Source organism: Microbacterium resistens (assembly GCF_021172025.1).
GTDB classification, from domain to species: Bacteria; Actinomycetota; Actinomycetes; order Actinomycetales; family Microbacteriaceae; genus Microbacterium; species Microbacterium resistens.
On record NZ_CP082781.1, the window covers coordinates 1,443,802 to 1,459,247 of the forward strand.

General features: G+C 71.3%; 13 protein-coding genes. 3 read left to right on the forward strand and 10 right to left on the reverse strand.

The window, feature by feature from the left end; all coding sequences use genetic code 11:
• Positions 1-31: 31 nt before the first annotated feature.
• The 4 genes from K8F61_RS07055 to K8F61_RS07070 all read right to left on the reverse strand — a co-directional run bounded on the left by K8F61_RS07055 (position 32) and on the right by K8F61_RS07070 (position 4,278).
• On the reverse strand, positions 32-1,492 hold the full coding sequence (locus tag K8F61_RS07055) for an aspartate ammonia-lyase (RefSeq protein WP_067247663.1): 1,461 nt from the start codon (positions 1,490-1,492) through the stop codon (positions 32-34).
• A gap of 66 nt (positions 1,493-1,558) precedes the next feature.
• On the reverse strand, positions 1,559-2,479 hold the full coding sequence (locus K8F61_RS07060; protein ID WP_231821159.1) for a phosphodiesterase: 921 nt from the start codon (positions 2,477-2,479) through the stop codon (positions 1,559-1,561).
• 15 nt (positions 2,480-2,494) lie between these two features.
• Positions 2,495-2,827: a peptidase gene (locus K8F61_RS07065; RefSeq protein WP_067247657.1), complete on the reverse strand. Its 333-nt coding sequence runs from the start codon at positions 2,825-2,827 to the stop codon at positions 2,495-2,497.
• Positions 2,824-4,278: an inorganic phosphate transporter gene (locus K8F61_RS07070; RefSeq protein WP_084344651.1), complete on the reverse strand. Its 1,455-nt coding sequence runs from the start codon at positions 4,276-4,278 to the stop codon at positions 2,824-2,826. The genes K8F61_RS07065 and K8F61_RS07070 overlap by 4 nt, the downstream gene beginning before the upstream one ends.
• 182 nt (positions 4,279-4,460) lie before the next feature.
• On the opposite strand from K8F61_RS07070, the gene K8F61_RS07075 reads away from it, so the two are divergent.
• Positions 4,461-6,590 (forward strand): S9 family peptidase, encoded by a 2,130-nt coding sequence (locus tag K8F61_RS07075; protein WP_231821160.1) that lies wholly within the window; start codon positions 4,461-4,463, stop codon positions 6,588-6,590.
• A 274-nt stretch (positions 6,591-6,864) separates the two neighbouring features.
• A complete protein-coding gene (locus K8F61_RS07080) occupies positions 6,865-7,704 on the forward strand; it encodes a DUF559 domain-containing protein (RefSeq protein WP_231821161.1) in 840 nt (279 codons plus the stop codon).
• A 320-nt stretch (positions 7,705-8,024) separates the two neighbouring features.
• Here the strand turns inward: K8F61_RS07080 and K8F61_RS07085 are convergent, their stop codons facing one another.
• The 6 genes from K8F61_RS07085 to truB all read right to left on the reverse strand — a co-directional run bounded on the left by K8F61_RS07085 (position 8,025) and on the right by truB (position 14,460).
• Entirely contained in the window at positions 8,025-9,053 is a 1,029-nt protein-coding gene (locus tag K8F61_RS07085) for a 6-phosphofructokinase (RefSeq protein WP_067247646.1), read from the reverse strand.
• Between the two features lie 253 nt (positions 9,054-9,306).
• Positions 9,307-11,460, reverse strand: coding sequence for a DEAD/DEAH box helicase (locus K8F61_RS07090; RefSeq protein WP_231821162.1), 2,154 nt, complete (start codon positions 11,458-11,460; stop codon positions 9,307-9,309).
• Between the two features lie 231 nt (positions 11,461-11,691).
• Complete coding sequence (locus K8F61_RS07095) at positions 11,692-12,648, reverse strand: bifunctional riboflavin kinase/FAD synthetase (protein WP_219084638.1); 957 nt, start codon at positions 12,646-12,648, stop codon at positions 11,692-11,694.
• Entirely contained in the window at positions 12,645-13,049 is a 405-nt protein-coding gene (locus K8F61_RS07100) for a hypothetical protein (RefSeq protein WP_174522544.1), read from the reverse strand. Before K8F61_RS07100 ends, K8F61_RS07095 begins: the two co-directional genes overlap by 4 nt.
• 119 nt (positions 13,050-13,168) lie before the next feature.
• On the reverse strand, positions 13,169-13,543 hold the full coding sequence (locus K8F61_RS07105) for a hypothetical protein (RefSeq protein WP_067247634.1): 375 nt from the start codon (positions 13,541-13,543) through the stop codon (positions 13,169-13,171).
• Positions 13,540-14,460, reverse strand: coding sequence for a tRNA pseudouridine(55) synthase TruB (gene truB, locus K8F61_RS07110; protein WP_231821163.1), 921 nt, complete (start codon positions 14,458-14,460; stop codon positions 13,540-13,542). Before truB ends, K8F61_RS07105 begins: the two co-directional genes overlap by 4 nt.
• 72 nt (positions 14,461-14,532) lie before the next feature.
• Here truB and K8F61_RS07115 point away from each other — a divergent pair, with 72 nt between their 5' ends.
• Positions 14,533-15,444, forward strand: coding sequence for an HhH-GPD family protein (locus tag K8F61_RS07115; protein WP_231821164.1), 912 nt, complete (start codon positions 14,533-14,535; stop codon positions 15,442-15,444).
• Positions 15,445-15,446 lie beyond the last annotated feature (2 nt).

Below are 15,446 nucleotides of genomic sequence, written 5' to 3' on the forward strand. Positions count from 1 at the left end.
GTCCGGCGGGGCGTTCTGCGTGCTCGGGGGATCAGTCGTCCGCGAGGTCCTCGGCCGCGATGACCGGGATCGCGGCGGTGACGGTCTCCAGCCCCGACAGGCGGGCGGGCGAGAGCTGCTTCGTGACGTCCTCGCGCGACATCAGACCGGCCTCGACCACGAGGTCGGCGACGCTGCGGTGCGTGAGCAGGGCGGTCTTCGCGAGCGCCGCCGAGGCGGCGTAGCCGATGAAGGGCGTCAGCGCGGTGATGACCCCGACCGACGATCCCACCATCGCGCCGAGCCGATCCCGGTTCGCCGTGATGCCGTCCACGCAGTTGACCCGCAGGGTCCACATCGCCTGACGCATCCACGTGATCGACTGGAAGATCGAGTGCGCGATCACCGGCTCGAATGCGTTCAGCTGGAGCTGACCGCCCTCGACCGCCATCGTGACCGTCATGTCCGCGCCGGCGACGGCGAAGGCGACCTGGTTCACGACCTCGGGGATCACCGGGTTGACCTTGCCCGGCATGATGCTGGATCCGGCCTGCATCGCCGGGAGGTTGATCTCGCCGAGCCCGGCCTGCGGACCGGAGGAGAGCAGACGGAGGTCGTTGCAGATCTTGGAGAGCTTGATCGCGTTGCGCTTGAGGGATGCGGAGAACGACATGAAGGAGCCGGTGTCGCTCGTCGCCTCGACGAGGTCGTCGGCGGTCACCAGGTCGAGGCCCGAGATCTCCCGCAGGTGGCGCAGCACCGCGGCCGCATAGGCGGGGTGGGTGGTGATGCCGGTGCCGATCGCCGTGGCGCCCATGTTGATCTCGAACAGGAGCGACGCGTTCTCGGTCAGACGCGTGTGGTCGTACCCGAGCGTCGTCGCGAACCCGTGGAACTCCTGCCCCAGGGTCATCGGCACCGCGTCCTGGAGCTGCGTGCGCCCGACCTTGAGCACGTCGTGGAACTCGGCGGCCTTCGAGAGGAAGGAGCGGCGCAGCAGGTCGAGCTCGTCCAGCAGCGCCACGAGGTTGAGGGAGAGCCCGATCTTGACGGCCGTCGGGTACACGTCGTTCGTCGACTGGCTGCGGTTGGTGTGGTCGATGGGCGACAGGAAGTCGTAGTCGCCCTTCTCCCGGCCGGCCATCTCGAGGGCGATGTTGGTGATCACCTCGTTGGCGTTCATGTTGGTCGACGTCCCCGCGCCGCCCTGGATCACGCCGACCACGAACTGGTCGTGGAACTCGCCGTCGATGACGCGCTGCGCGGCGGCGTCGATGAGGTCCGCGCGATCGGCGTCGAGCACACCGATCTCCTTGTTCGCCCGCGCACTGGCCTGCTTCACCATGGCCAGGGCGCGGATCAGGTCGGGGTACACCGAGATCGGGCGCTTCGTGATCGGGAAGTTCTCCTCCGCACGGAGCGTGTGGATCCCCCAGTACGCGTCGGCGGGGATCTCCTTGCTGCCGAGGGAGTCGGTCTCAGTGCGGGTCAGGGCAGGCGCGTCAGCGGCCATGGACACATCCTTGTGGGTGGTGACGAACGGGAGGAAGGGGGATGCGACCAGTCTATCGTCGTGCGCTCAGCGCTCCGGCTTCCGCGAGAACGCCTCCAGCCGCGCCTCGGGGCTCAGCGCCGCCATGCGCGCGACCCACTCCGCGCTGAACGCGTCCACCGTCTCCGCCTCGACGACCGGCACGACGGTGTGCGTGATCGTTTCCGGGCGCACGTGCACGAGCTGGAACGCCTGCGCCGCGTCCCGTCCGTTGACCTCCGGCGCCGGCAGGGCGACGTCCATCGTGTAGCAGGTCGCGGACGCGACGCTCACCGGGATTCCGGCGAACGTCCCGCTCAGCGAGTAGTGCAGGTGCCCGGCGAGGATCCCGCGCACGTCGGTGCCGGCCAGCACCGCGGCGAGCTCCTCCTGATGGCGCAGCTCCAGGATGTCGAAGAACGGCAGGTGGCTCGGGACCGGCGGGTGGTGCATGGCCAGGAGCGTGCCGTGCGGCGCCGGCTCCCGCAGCACGTCGGCCAGCCACGCGAGCTGCTCCGGGTCGATGTCGCCGTGGTGCCATCCGGGAACGCTCGTGTCCACGGCGACGAGACGAAGGCCGCCGAGGTCCCAGACGCCGGTGACCGGCTCCTCCGTCGGCTCCGCGTCGAGCAGATGCGCGCGGAACTCCGGCCGCTCGTCGTGGTTCCCCGCCACCCAGACCACCGGCGCGTTCAGCCGCTCCGCCACCGGCTCGACCGCGGCGCGCAGCCGCCGGTACGCGTCCGGCTCGCCCAGGTCGGCGAGGTCGCCGGTCACGACGATCGCGTCGGGGCGGGCCTCGACCCGCTCGATCGCGGCCAACGTGCGCGCGAGGGTGGCGTCGACGTCGAAGCGATCCCCGAGCCGCGCCCCGCCGGCGAGGAGGTGGGGATCGCTGACGTGGATCAGGGTGTGCGTCGGAGGGGCGTAGCGGCCGAACCGCACTGCCGCGGACTCTCCCGTGGACATGCCGTCAGGCTATCGTCACCCGCGGACGATGAGGACGATCCCCGCGATCACGGCGAGCGCGCACAGCGTGAAGCAGACGTACGCGGCCACCAGGGCGAGACGCTTCTGCCCCTCGGTCAGCGGGCTCTTGCGCGCCGCCTTCTCCGCCTGCTTCGCCGCGCGACGGATCTCCTTCTCCGACACGACCGCGATCGCATCCGTGAACTCGGCGGGCGTGACGACGGGGACCTTGCCGGCACGCACGAGCAGACGCAGCCCGAGCGCATAGAAGCCGACGATCGCGACCGCCCCGACGAGGGCGGCGAGGAACACGCTGACGAAGGCCGACCAGTCGATCTCGACGCTCATCGCTTCTCCTCCCCTTCGGTCGTGCCGTCCCATTCGGCCAGCTCCGCGCGGGCCCGGCGGCTCGCGCCGAGCCGCTCCCACTCCTGTGCGGCGACCTCGGCCTCGGCGAGCTTGCGCGCCGCGCGCTCCGCGGCCTTGCGCGCCGCCTTCACCTCCGGACCCTTGCCGACCGACTTCTCGAGCTTCTTGGCGCGCTTGGCCGCCTTCTCCGCCTCTGCGGCCTTGCGCTCGGCGCGCGCCTGTGCCCGTGCGAGCTCGATCCGGGTGGTCCGCCGGGTCGGCCCGGGGTTCTCGGGGAGCTCCACGGCGAGGCCCGACTCCGCCACATCGCTCATCGCGTTGGCATGCGTCACCGCGTTCTTTCGGGAGCGGAGGTAGAGACCGACGATCACCACGAGCGCGAGGATCGCGTCCACGATGACGCCCGCCGTCCCCAGCCACACCACGATGACGGCCGCGACCGCGCCGACCGCCCCGGCCGCGGGAAGGGTGAGCAGCCACCCGATCGCGATGCGTCCCGCCGTCGCCCAGCGGACCGTCGAGCCACGGCGCCCGAGTCCGGAGCCGATGACCGAGCCGGACGCCACCTGTGTCGTGGACAGCGCGAACCCGAAGGCGCTGGAGGCCAGGATCGTCGCCGCGGTGGAGCTCTCCGCGGCGAAGCCCTGCGCGGGCTTGACCTCCGTCAGCCCCTTGCCGAGCGTGCGGATGATGCGCCATCCGCCGAGATACGTGCCGAGGGCGATGGTCACCGCGCAGGCGACGATCACCCAGAGGTGCGGGTCCGCCTGGGACGAGCTCTGCCAGCCGACGGTGATGAGCGCGAGCGTGATCACGCCCATGGTCTTCTGCGCGTCGTTGGTGCCGTGCGCGAGCGCCACCATCGACGAGGTGAAGATCTGCCCCCAGCGGAAGCCGGAGCGTCCGTCCGGCCTGCCGTCGTACCGGCGGGTGATCCCGTAGGCGACCTTCGTCGCGGCGAAGGCGATCAGCCCGGCCGTGACCGGCGCGATCAGTGCCGGGAGGATCACCTTGGACAGCACCGCGCCGAAGTTGATGCCGGCGAACCCGACACCCACCACGGTCGCGCCGATGAGCCCGCCGAACAGAGCATGCGACGAACTGGACGGCAGACCCAGCAGCCAGGTGAGCATGTTCCAGGTGATCGCGCCGATGAGCCCGGCGAAGATCATCGGCAGGAAGATCTCCGCCTGCCCGCTGATGCTCTCCTCGTTGATGATCCCGTGCGACACGGTCTGCGAGACCTCGGTGGAGAGGAACGCACCGACGAGGTTCAGACACGCCGCGAGCAGGACGGCCGTCTTCGGCTTGAGCGCCCCCGTCGCGATCGGGGTGGCCATCGCATTCGCGGTGTCGTGGAACCCGTTGGTGAAGTCGAAGAAGAGTGCCAGCAGGATCACCAGCACGACGATGAGGGCTGCGGTTTCCACCGTTCTCTTTCGTTGAGTAGTCGCGTCAGTTGCAGGGTTGCCGACGAGATCGGCGTGACGAACGAAGAGTTCACCGTGGGTTCAGCATCCGTTAACGGGCCCGGGGAAATGATCCCACCGAGCCCCGCGGCGGTCAACTCGACCCCGCGCCCGCGTGCCCGGCGGTCGGATAGCGTGGACGGGTGAACTCCGTCGACGCCGCCACCCGCCCGGAACCCCCTCGCGCCGCCCGCCGCGCGCACACCCGAACCCACCACGGCGACGTGGTCGAGGACCCGTACGAGTGGCTCCGCGCGAAGGACGATCCGGAGGTGATCGCCCACCTGGAGGCGGAGAACGCGTACACCGAAGAGCGCACCGCGCACCTCGCACCGCTGCGCGAGACCCTCTTCGCCGAGATCAAGGGCCGCGTGCAGGAGACCGATCTGTCCGTGCCCACGCGTCGCGGCGACTGGTGGTACTACGGCCGCACGGTCGAAGGCCAGCAGTACGGGCTGCAGTGCCGCGCCCGGATCGCGGACGACGGCGACTGGGTCCCGCCCGTGCTGGACCCGCAGATCCCCGTGCCCGGTGAGGAGATCCTGCTCGACGGCAACGCGGAGGCCGAAGGGCACGACTTCTTCTCCCTCGGCGCCTTCGACGTCTCGGACGACGCCACGCGCCTGCTCTGGTCCACGGACTTCGAGGGAGACGAGCGCTACACCGTCCGGGTGCGCGACCTCGTCTCGGGCGAGAGGCTGGCGGACGAGATCCCCGGTACGTCCGGGGCGTTCTTCACGCCCGACGGCACCGGCATCGTCTACACGACCGTGGACGACTCCTGGCGCCCGGACACCCTGTGGCTGCACCGGATCGGAACGGACGTGACCGAGGACGTGCGCCTGTTCCACGAGCCGGACGAGCGCTTCTGGCTGGGTGCGGGCATCACGCGCAGCCGCCGCTTCCTCGTCATCGGGCTCGGTTCCAACATCACCAGCGAGGAATACCTCCTGGACGTGGACGACCTCACCGCTGCCCCGCGGGTGGTCTGGCCGCGGCGCGAGGGCGTCGAGTACTCGATCGACCACGCCGTCGTCGACGGACGGGACGAGCTGCTCGTGCTGCACAACGACGGCGCGCTGGACTTCGAGCTCGTCGCCGTCTCCCCCGACGACCCTCAGGGCGCGCGACGGGTGCTCATCCCGCACACCCCGGGTCGCCGGCTGGAGGACGTCGATTGCTTCCGCGACGTGACGGCGGTGGAGTACCGCCGCGAGGGGACCAGCCGCATCGCGCTGCTGGACGTCGGCAGCGGTGCGCTGGACGAGCTCGAGTTCGCCGAGCCGCTGTACTCGGCGGGGCTCGGCGGCAACCCGGAGTGGGCCGCGCCGACGCTGCGCCTCGGGTACTCGTCCTTCGTCACCCCCTCCACGGTGTACGACCTCGACCTCGCCACGCGTGAGCTCCACCTCCGCAAGCGCCAGCCGGTCCTCGGCGGCTACGACCCGGCCGAGTACGCCCAGGCCCGCGACTGGGCGACCGCCGAGGATGGGACCCGCGTGCCGATCTCCCTCGTCTGGAAGCGCTCGGCCGGATCCCCTGTCGGTCCGGACGCGGTCGGCGACCGTCCCGTCCACCTCTACGGCTACGGCTCGTACGAGCACTCGATCGACCCGGGCTTCTCCGCCATGCGCCTGTCCGAGCTCGACCGTGGCGTGGTGTTCGCCGTGGCGCACGTGCGGGGCGGGGGCGAGCTCGGCCGCCAGTGGTACGAGGACGGCAAGCTCGGCAACAAGCGCAACACGTTCACGGACTTCGTCGTGGTCGCGCGTCACCTCGTCGACGCCGGCATCACCTCGCCCGGCCGCCTGGTCGCCGAGGGCGGCAGCGCCGGCGGTCTGCTGATGGGCGCGGTGGCGAACCTCGCGCCGGAGCTGTTCGGGGGGATCCTCGCCTCTGTCCCCTTCGTCGACGCGCTGACCACGATCCTCGACCCGTCCCTGCCGCTGACCGTGATCGAGTGGGACGAGTGGGGCGATCCGCTGCACGATCCGGAGGTGTACGCGTACATGAAGTCGTACACGCCGTACGAGAACGTGCGCGACGGGGTCGTCTACCCGCCCATCCTCGCCGTGACGTCGTTGAACGACACGCGGGTGCTCTACGTCGAGCCGGTGAAGTGGGTGGCGCGACTGCGCGACGCCGGAGCGACGGACGCGCTGCTCAAGTGCGAGATGGTCGCCGGCCACGGCGGCGTCAGCGGGCGCTACAACGCCTGGCGCGAGCGCGCGTTCGAGCTGGCCTGGATCCTCGACCGCCTCGGCGTCGCCTGACCCGCGGGATGCGGCGCCTCCGGCGGCGCGCGCCTCGCGCCCGGTGATCCGCCCCGCGGGGCGGCGAACGGCGTGAAGTGCGCCCCAGGCCTCGAACGCCGATTCAGGCGATCGCGCGGATTCAGGCATCCATGGGCGCGCCCTGCCTGAATCCGCGCGTTCGCCTGATCCCGCGTCCCTCCCCTTCGCCCTGCACGGCCGCGGGTTGCCGCCGTTCCTCCACAGATCACGTCGCGCCGACCCGAGGACGACGCGCGCTCGGGACGATCGACGGATGCCGACCTCAACTGCCACCGACTGGGTCCGCCGGCGCGGCGGCGCCGTTCACTCGTCGACGCTGCGCGCCGCCGGGTTCACCGACCACCGGGTGCGGGAGGCGGTGGCTCGCGACGAGTTGCGCCGCGTCCGCCGCTCCTGGCTGGTGACCCCGGACTGCGATGGCCGGCGGGTCGTCGCGGCGGCCGCCGGCGGACGCGTCACATGCGTCACCGCTGCCTCGCTCCTCGGGCTGTGGGATGTGGCGTCGCACGACGTGCACGTCGCGCTTCCGCGCACGGCTTCCCGGTTCGACCCGTCCGGACTGCGCGTGCATTGCGCGCAAGGACCTGTCCCGGTGCCTCCGCGCGCCCATGAAGAGCCGATCCTGAACGTCCTCTTCCACGTCGCGTCGTGTCTTCCCCGTGAGGATGCCTTGGCGATCTGGGAGTCCGCGATCCGGCGCGACCGAGTCGACGTCGACGTCCTGGAGCGGGTCAGGTGGCGAACGCGTGCCGCCGCGGATCTCGCAGGACTCGTCGGCTCGCGGTCCGATTCCGGCCCCGAGTCCTCGTTCGTCGCCCTGATGCGCGAGGTCGGAGTGGCCGTCCGGCAACAGGTCTGGATCGATGGCCACCCGCTGGACGGGCTGATCGGCGAGCGACTGGGCATCCAGGTCGACGGCTTCGCCCACCACAGCACGGCGCGAGAACGTCGTCGGGACATCCGTGCCGACGCACGGCTGGCGCTCAGGGGCTACACCGTGCTGCGCTTCGATCCGCACCAGGTGCAGCACCGCGGACACGAGGTGCAGGCGACGGTGCTCACCGCGATCGCGCAGGGCCTTCACCGCGCCTGATCCCACGAGATCAGGCAGACGCGCGAGAACAGGCAGACGCGCGACAACAGGCATCCACGCGACAACACCGCCTAGACCCCACGTGACCGCCTGACCCCACGCCGTGGCCAGCGCCCCACGCCAGAACAGGCAGTCGCGCCAGACCAGGCAGTCACGCGACAACACCGCCTGACCCCGCGCGACTGCCTGAGCCCGCGCCGTGGCCAGCGCCCCACGCCAGAACAGGCAGACGCGCGAGAACAGGCGGGTGAACGCCGTCGTCGCCTGATCCCGCGCGTTTGCCTGAATCGAGGCCGGGAGACGGCGGGACGGAACCAGGGTCAGCCGAAGAGGGCGGCGGCCTCCTCGTAGCGGCTCAGGGGCACGGTGTTGAGCTCGCCGAGGGCCTCGGCGAACGGCACGCGGACGATGTCCGTCCCGCGCAGCGCGACCATCTGACCCCACGCCTCATCGACGATGGCGTCGGCCGCGTGCAGGCCCAGCCGGGTCGCCAGGACCCGGTCGAAGGCCGAGGGCGATCCCCCGCGCTGGATGTGCCCGAGCACCGTGGAACGCGTCTCGATCCCGGTGATCCGCTCGATCTCCGGCGCGAGGATCTCGCTGATCCCGCCCAGACGCGGACGGTTGAACGCGTCCAGGCCCTTGTCGCTGTAGGCGTGCTCCATGCCCTTCAGCGTGAAGCCTTCGGACACGACGACGAGCGGCGCCCGGCCGCGGTCCTGCGCGCTGGTGACGAGGGCGCAGATCTCCTCCATGGACATCGGCACCTCGGGGATGCAGATCACGTGCGCCCCGGCAGCCATGCCCGCGTGCAGGGCGATCCACCCGACGTGACGGCCCATCACCTCCGCGACCATGCACCGCTGGTGGGAGTCCCCCGTGGTACGGAGGCGATCCATCGCATCCGTGGCGATGTTCACCGCAGTGTCGAATCCGAAGGAGTAGTCCGTCGCGCGCAGGTCGTTGTCGATCGTCTTCGGCACGCCGAGCACCTGGATGCCGTCGCCGGAGAGGCGGTTCGCCGCGGCGAGCGTGCCCTCTCCGCCGATCGCGACGATGCCGTCGATGCCGTGCTTCGCGAGCGTGCGCGAGATGTTCTCGGGGCCGCCGCGCTCACCGTCGTACGGGTTCGTGCGGCTCGTGCCGAGGATCGTGCCGCCCACCTTGGAGAGCCCCTTCACCTCGTGCCGGGTCAGCGGGAAGACATCGCCGTCGACCACTCCGCGCCATCCGTCGCGGATGCCGACGAACTCCAGGTCGTAGGTGGTCGTCCCCTTGAGCACGATGCCGCGGATGACCGCGTTCAGGCCGGGGCAGTCGCCGCCGCTGGTGAGGATGCCGATCTTCATGCTGCCGCCTTCGGGTGTTCGGGTGGGGGGATCGGCGCCGTTGCCTCTCCCGACCCTAGCGTCGCGGGCCAGCCGGCGCCATTCGACGGTGCCGAAAACCGGACTTCTTGACGCCGCTTCTCCGCGATTCTCCCGTTCTTGCCGTGGTTGGCCGCTCACGGACCGAAATGACGGGAAGGAATGTGACTTCTTGAGCCGAAACGACCGGAAGGCCCCGGCACGAGGTGCCGAGGCCTTCCGATGCCGGATGCCGTCACTCGCCGCCGAGGGCCTCCCGGACGAGATGCATGAGGGCTGCCAGCTGCACGGACTCGCTCGCCGCCTCGTCCACGGCCTCGCCGTCGAGCGCGCGGGCCGCCAGGCCCTGCTTCTGATCGATGAGCTCCGCGATCTTCGTGTCGATCGTGTGCGCCGCGAGGATGCGCCATGCGGTGACCGGCTCGTCCTGACCGATGCGGTGCACGCGGTCGATCGCCTGCGTCTGCTCCGCGGCCGTCCAGCTGAGCTCGGCGAGCACCACGTTGGACGCGGCCTGGAGGTTGACGCCGACGCCCGCGGCGGTCAGCGAGCACACCGCGATCCCCACCTCCGGATCGGCGTTGAAGTCGTCGATCGCCTGCTGGCGGGCGGGCGTCGACTGGTCGCCGCGGATCGAGACGGCCCGGATGCCTGCGGCGGCGAAGTGCGCCTCGGCCTGGTCCATGACGTCGATGTGCTTCGCGAAGAACACGACCTTGCCGACGGACCGCTGCAGCTGGGCCGCGTAGTCGGCGGCCAGCAGAGCCTTCGCCTGGCCGATCCGGCGCACCATCGTGAAGACGTTGTCCCCGCCGGTGCCCGCGGCCTTCGATTCCTCGAGCTCGTTCTGAGCGACCAGGCGCACGATGTCGTCGTCGATCTCCCCCGCTTCGAGGGTGCCGCCCGTGCCCCGCTCGCCGCGCGCCTCGAGGATGCGGCGGTAGCGCGCCGCGAGCCGCTCGCCCAGCTCGCGCTCCGCCTCGCGGATGCTGCGGCCGTACTCGTCGTCGAGCTGGACGGGAAGGTCCGCGATGAGCTTGTCGGGCAGGTCCGCCGCGACGTCGATCTTCTTGCGCCGCACGATCCCCATCGAGATCACCGCGTCGCGCGCTTCCGGGTAGAAGGCCTTGTCCGCGGGGGTCAGCCCGGTCTCGTCGAGCTTCTCCATGAGCGGCGGGGCGGGCTTGTCGCCCGTGGTCCAGCCGAGGAAGCGCCAGATCGCGTCGAAGTCCTCGACGTCGTTGATGAGCGGCGTCCCGGTGAGCGCCATGAGCAGGGGCGCGCCCCCGGGCGTCGTCTCCCGCACCCGCGAGGCGAGCGCCAGCACGTTCTGCGACCGCTGGGACGAGAGGTTCTTGATGAAGTGCGCCTCGTCCACCACCATGCCGCGCAGGCCGATCGCTCCGAGCCAGGACAGGTGGCGGTCGAGGATCTCGTAGTTGACGATGAAGACGTCGGCGAACGCGTCGATGTCCTGCCCGTCCCCCTGGATGACCGTCGCGCGACGCCGGGGGGTCCAGCGCTCGACCTCGCGCGCCCAGTTCATCTTGACGACGTTCGGGACGACCACGAGCAGCGGGTAGGCGTTCGCGACGGACGCGGCGAGCACCGACTGGGCGGTCTTGCCGAGGCCGGGCTCGTCGGCGAGGAGGAAGGAGCGGTGCCCGGCCCGGACGGCCTCCAGGAACCGTGCCTGGTGGACCATGACCTCGAGCCCCTTGGGAGAGATGTGGTCGTACTCCGGAACCGGGGGCAGCTCCATGGAGGCCGCCTGCCCTCCGGCACCGGTCTCGAACGCCTTGTACAGCGGCCCCATCAGCTCCCAGCCGTCGAGACGTCGCCGCGGGGTCGTCGTCGGTCGCGGCGTCAGGTCCGGGGCGAGGAAGGGGTTGGCCATCAGACGGGACTCCACCGACGGCGGCGTCACCTGACGCTCGGCCAGAGCCGCAGGCACGACGGGTGCCTGGACCGGAGCCACGTCGGTGATGACGAGTTCCTCCGGCGGCAGCTCCGCACCCGATTCCAGCAGCCAGTCGCGCCGCATCCGCTTGGCGACCGGGCTCGTGGCTTGGTCGGCTTCCAGCAGCTGGATGAGGGATGTGTCCCGCGCGGCCGTCTTCGCGAGGATCGTCGCGACGCCGTCCAGGCGCTTGAGGAGCTCGGCGCGCGCGGCGTCGGCGATGTCCTCCTGCGCCTTCACCCGGGCGCGCTCCTCTCGCACGAGGAAGGCGATGACCTGGAACTTCACCCGATTGGTCGGACCCAGCTTGCCCCGCTGTGCCTTGGCCTCGATCTCGCGCACCTTGCGCGCGAGGATCGGGATGAGGGGTGCGTCGTCGTCTCGACGCGACGTCTTCTTCCGCCGAGTGGCGGTCGCCGTGGTCGGCATGCTCCTCCTGAGCGTGGATGCCATCTTCGCCGGATGGCGAACGTACGGATGCCCCGCATGCGGCTCACGCCAGGACAGTGCGGGCGGCGGAGTCCTCTCGCGCACGGATCCGCACACGCGAACCGCGTCGGACCGACGCTCCCGATCGATGCACCGGAAAACGTGGCGCAGGGACCGCGGAGGCTCCGCGGTCAAGTCTACGACATCGGAACGCCCCGACGCCGCAGCGCATCACCGCCCCGCGTCGCCCAGGAGAAGTCGTCGTGCCTGCACGACGTCCGCGGCGATGCTCTCCTTGAGCTGCTCGATGCCGGTGAAGGCGGTCATCCCCCGCAGCCGCTGGGTGAACTCGACCACCGCGTCGTGTCCGTAGAGGTCCAGGTCGTCCTGGTCGAGCACGTGCGCCTCGACCTGTCGCTGCGGCACGTCGTCGAACGTCGGGTTGGTGCCGACGGAGATCGCCGCAGGGTGGCGCAGACCCGTGGTGCGGTCCTCCAGCCACCCGGCGTAGACCCCGTCGGCGGGAGCGAGCGCGTCCAGGGCCGGCTCGAGGTTGGCGGTCGGGAAGCCGAGCTCCCGCCCCCGCTTGAGCCCGTGCACGACCTCGCCGCGGACCGTCACCGGACGACCGAGGACGGCGGCCGCCAACGACACGTCGCCGGCGGCGAGCAGCTCACGGATCCAGGTGGACGACACCCGTCGGTCGAAGCCTTCCAGGAACACGTCCTCGACGAGGTCCACCGTGAAGCCGGACTCCGCGCCCAGCTCGCGCAACAGTTCCGGCGTCCCGGCCCCGCGGTGGCCGAACCGGAAGTCGCGGCCCACGAGGATGACGGCCGCGTGCAGCGCGTCGACGAGGATCGACTGCACGAAGTCGGTGGCCTCCCTCGCCGCGAGCTGCTCGTCGAACGTGAGGACGAGAGTCGCGTCCAGCCCGCACTCGGCCAGGAGCTCGAGCTTGCGCTCCACGGTCACGAGGCTGTCGGGGCAGCGATCCGGACGAAGGATGCTGAGCGGGTTGCGGTCGAACGTGACGGCGACGGTCCGCGCCCCCAACGCCTGCGCGTCCGCGCGGGCGCGTTCGATGACGGCGCGATGGCCGGCGTGGACGCCGTCGAACTTCCCGATCGCGACGACCGTGCGGCCGAAGTCCGCCGGGATCTCGGACGGGTCGCGGAAGACGATCACGCCCGCTCCTCCCCCGCGTGCGCGGACGGGCGGTGCGTGCGCAACCACCACATCCCGAGGATCGGGAGGAACAACGGCACGAGGAGGTAGCCGAGCCCGAACTGCGACCAGACCGTCTGGTGCTGGAAGATCTCCGGCACGAGGAGGCTCAGCGCGCCGACGACGAGGACGCCGGTCATCTCGAAGACGATCGCCACCCACGCCACCGTGTACCAGCCGGGGCGCCCGGCGAGGATCAGCGCGAGCGTCGCGACGATGTAGACCACCGCGGCCGCGGCGGACAGCGCATAGGCGAGCGGGGCCTCGTCGAACCGCTGCACGATCTGCACGAAGGACCGGCCGGTCGAGGCCAGGGCCATCACGGCGTAGACGATGACGAGAACGCGTCCGACGCCGCGCATGCGGCGGGTCGGGGGCGTGTCGGGGCGGGTCGAGACGGTGCTCATATCGCCTTCCATCCTACGGTGCGGGAGGATCGGCGATCCGCGCCTCCGCGCCGCTGACCGGGGGGATCGCGGCGTCAGACCCCGGGGAACGGCGTGGTCCAGATCACCTGCATACGCCAGATCATGACGGCGAGGGACAGGGCGACCACGCCCATGATCACGGTGCTCCAGCGGCTGCGTTCGAGGAGGGCCCAGAGGACGCCGCCGATCGGCAGCAGGACCGCGGAGACGAGATACACCCAGTACTCCAGCGCGTTGCCCAGCGGCGGGTTGCCGACGAACGGCGCGACGATCGCCACGACCACCTGCGCGACCAGCAGCAGCTCCAGCAGGGCCAGCGCGCCGACGGAGAGATCGCTGGGACGACGCCCGGCGAACCCCAGGCCGAGGCACAGCAGACCGCCGCCGATCGCCACCGCGAGCTGGGCGATCGTGAACCCGATGATCATGCGCGTTCTCCCTCCGCCGCGGCGACACCGCCCGGTTCCGGCATGTTCATCGTGCTCTTCAGGTCCGCGCCGCGCGGCTCCACGATCCCCACGAGCGATCCTGCAGGGTCGATGGCCGCGGCGCGCGCGCCGGGGATCCTCTCCCGCTGCCCGACCAGGCGTTTTCCGTGACGCAGATCGCGCGCCTCGTCCGCCGAGACGTCGAGCCGTGGGAGGACGCGAGCCGCCGCGACCGCAGCGGACAGTCGAGGGTGCACGGCCAGCTCGTCGATCCCGCCCGCCTCGGCGACGTCGAACGGCCCCACCCGCGTGCGGCGCAGCGCGGTCAGATACCCGCCGACGCCCAGCCCCCTGCCCAGATCGCGGGCGAGGGCGCGGATGTAGGTCCCGGAGGAGCAGTCCACGATCACGTCGATCTCGATGCCCTCCTCGTCGCGGCGGATGTCGTGCACGTCGAATCGGGAGACGGTCACCTCGCGGGCGGCGAGCTCGACCTCCTCCCCCGCACGGACCCGGTCATACGCCCGACGCCCGTCGACCTTGATCGCCGACACCGCGCTCGGCACCTGCGTGATGGGCCCGGTGAGCGCCTGCACACCGGCGGCGATCCGCGCGTCGTCGGCGGCGGCGAGCGCGGCGGGCGTGGCCGGGTCCGTGATCTCGCCCTCGGCGTCGTCGGTCGTCGAGTGCGCGCCCAGGCGGATCGTGGCGGTGTAGGTCTTGTCGGCTCCCACGATGAACGTGAGCAGGCGCGTCGCCCCCTCCACACCGAGGACCAGGAGCCCGGTGGCCATGGGATCGAGGGTCCCGGCATGGCCGATCTTCCGCGTGCCCAGCGCCCGGCGCGCCCGCGCCACGACGTCGTGGCTGGTCAGCCCACCGGGCTTGTCGACGAGGAGGATTCCGGGGGCGGTCACCTCTCCACCCTATCCGCGCGTGTGCTTCCCTCCCGCCGGGGCGGCGCCCGCGGCCCGGGTTATCGTGGAGGGATGTCCTCCGCCGGTGCCACCGCCCCTGCCGAGGCGGAGCGGACCGCCTCCCTCCTCGGCGACTGGTACCGCCGCCATGCCAGGGATCTGCCCTGGCGGCGGCCGGAGTTCCTCGAGCGCTACGGCGCGTGGGGCGTCCTGGTCAGCGAATTCATGCTCCAGCAGACGCCCGTGAGCCGGGTCATCCCCCATCTCGCGGCCTGGCTCGACCGCTGGCCCACCCCGGACGCCCTCGCGACGGCCACCCCGGCGGAGGTCGTGCATCAGTGGGCGAACCTCGGATACCCCCGGCGGGCGCTCTGGCTGCATCGCGCGGCCGGCGTCATCGCGGCCGAGCACGGGGGGACGGCCCCGCGAGAGGTGGAGGCCCTTCTCGCGCTGCCGGGGATCGGCGACTACACGGCGCGGGCGGTCGCGGTCTTCGCGTACGGCGACCGCCACCCCGTCGTGGACACGAACACCCGGCGCGTCCTCGCCCGCGTGCGGCACGGACGCGCTCAGCCCGGCCCGCCCTCGCGAGGGGATCTGGAGGACATGCGGCGCATGCTCCCGGACGACCGCGAAGCCGCGGCCGTCGTGAACGCGGCGATGATGGAGCTCGGAGCAACGGTCTGCGGGGCCCGCTCGACCGACTGCGGCTCCTGCCCCCTGGCCGATGAGTGCGCCTGGCGAGGGGCCGGGTACCCGCAGGGCGAGGACCGGCGACGCCGGCAGGCGCGCTACGAGGGCTCGGACCGCCAGGCTCGCGGCGCCGCTCTGAGGGCGCTGCGCCACGCTCCGGAGCACCGTCTCCCCGCGGACGCGGTCCTCGCGGACTGGCCGGACCCCGCACAGCGAGACCGGGCCATCGACTCCCTGATCGCCGACGGGCTCGTCGAAGCCGATGACGCGGAGCTGAGACTCCCGCACTGAGT

What these genes read in the sequence shown, in the direction of transcription:
- K8F61_RS07090 (WP_231821162.1), bottom strand. Translation starts at nt 11,460, where the DNA reads ATGCCGACCACGGCGACCGCCACTCGGCGGAAGAAGACGTCGCGTCGA.
- K8F61_RS07085 (WP_067247646.1), bottom strand. Translation starts at nt 9,053, where the DNA reads ATGAAGATCGGCATCCTCACCAGCGGCGGCGACTGCCCCGGCCTGAAC.
- K8F61_RS07115 (WP_231821164.1), top strand. Translation starts at nt 14,533, where the DNA reads ATGTCCTCCGCCGGTGCCACCGCCCCTGCCGAGGCGGAGCGGACCGCC.
- K8F61_RS07105 (WP_067247634.1), bottom strand. Translation starts at nt 13,543, where the DNA reads ATGATCATCGGGTTCACGATCGCCCAGCTCGCGGTGGCGATCGGCGGC.
- K8F61_RS07065 (WP_067247657.1), bottom strand. Translation starts at nt 2,827, where the DNA reads ATGAGCGTCGAGATCGACTGGTCGGCCTTCGTCAGCGTGTTCCTCGCC.
- K8F61_RS07100 (WP_174522544.1), bottom strand. Translation starts at nt 13,049, where the DNA reads ATGCGCGGCGTCGGACGCGTTCTCGTCATCGTCTACGCCGTGATGGCC.
- K8F61_RS07060 (WP_231821159.1), bottom strand. Translation starts at nt 2,479, where the DNA reads ATGTCCACGGGAGAGTCCGCGGCAGTGCGGTTCGGCCGCTACGCCCCT.
- K8F61_RS07055 (WP_067247663.1), bottom strand. Translation starts at nt 1,492, where the DNA reads ATGGCCGCTGACGCGCCTGCCCTGACCCGCACTGAGACCGACTCCCTC.
- K8F61_RS07080 (WP_231821161.1), top strand. Translation starts at nt 6,865, where the DNA reads ATGCCGACCTCAACTGCCACCGACTGGGTCCGCCGGCGCGGCGGCGCC.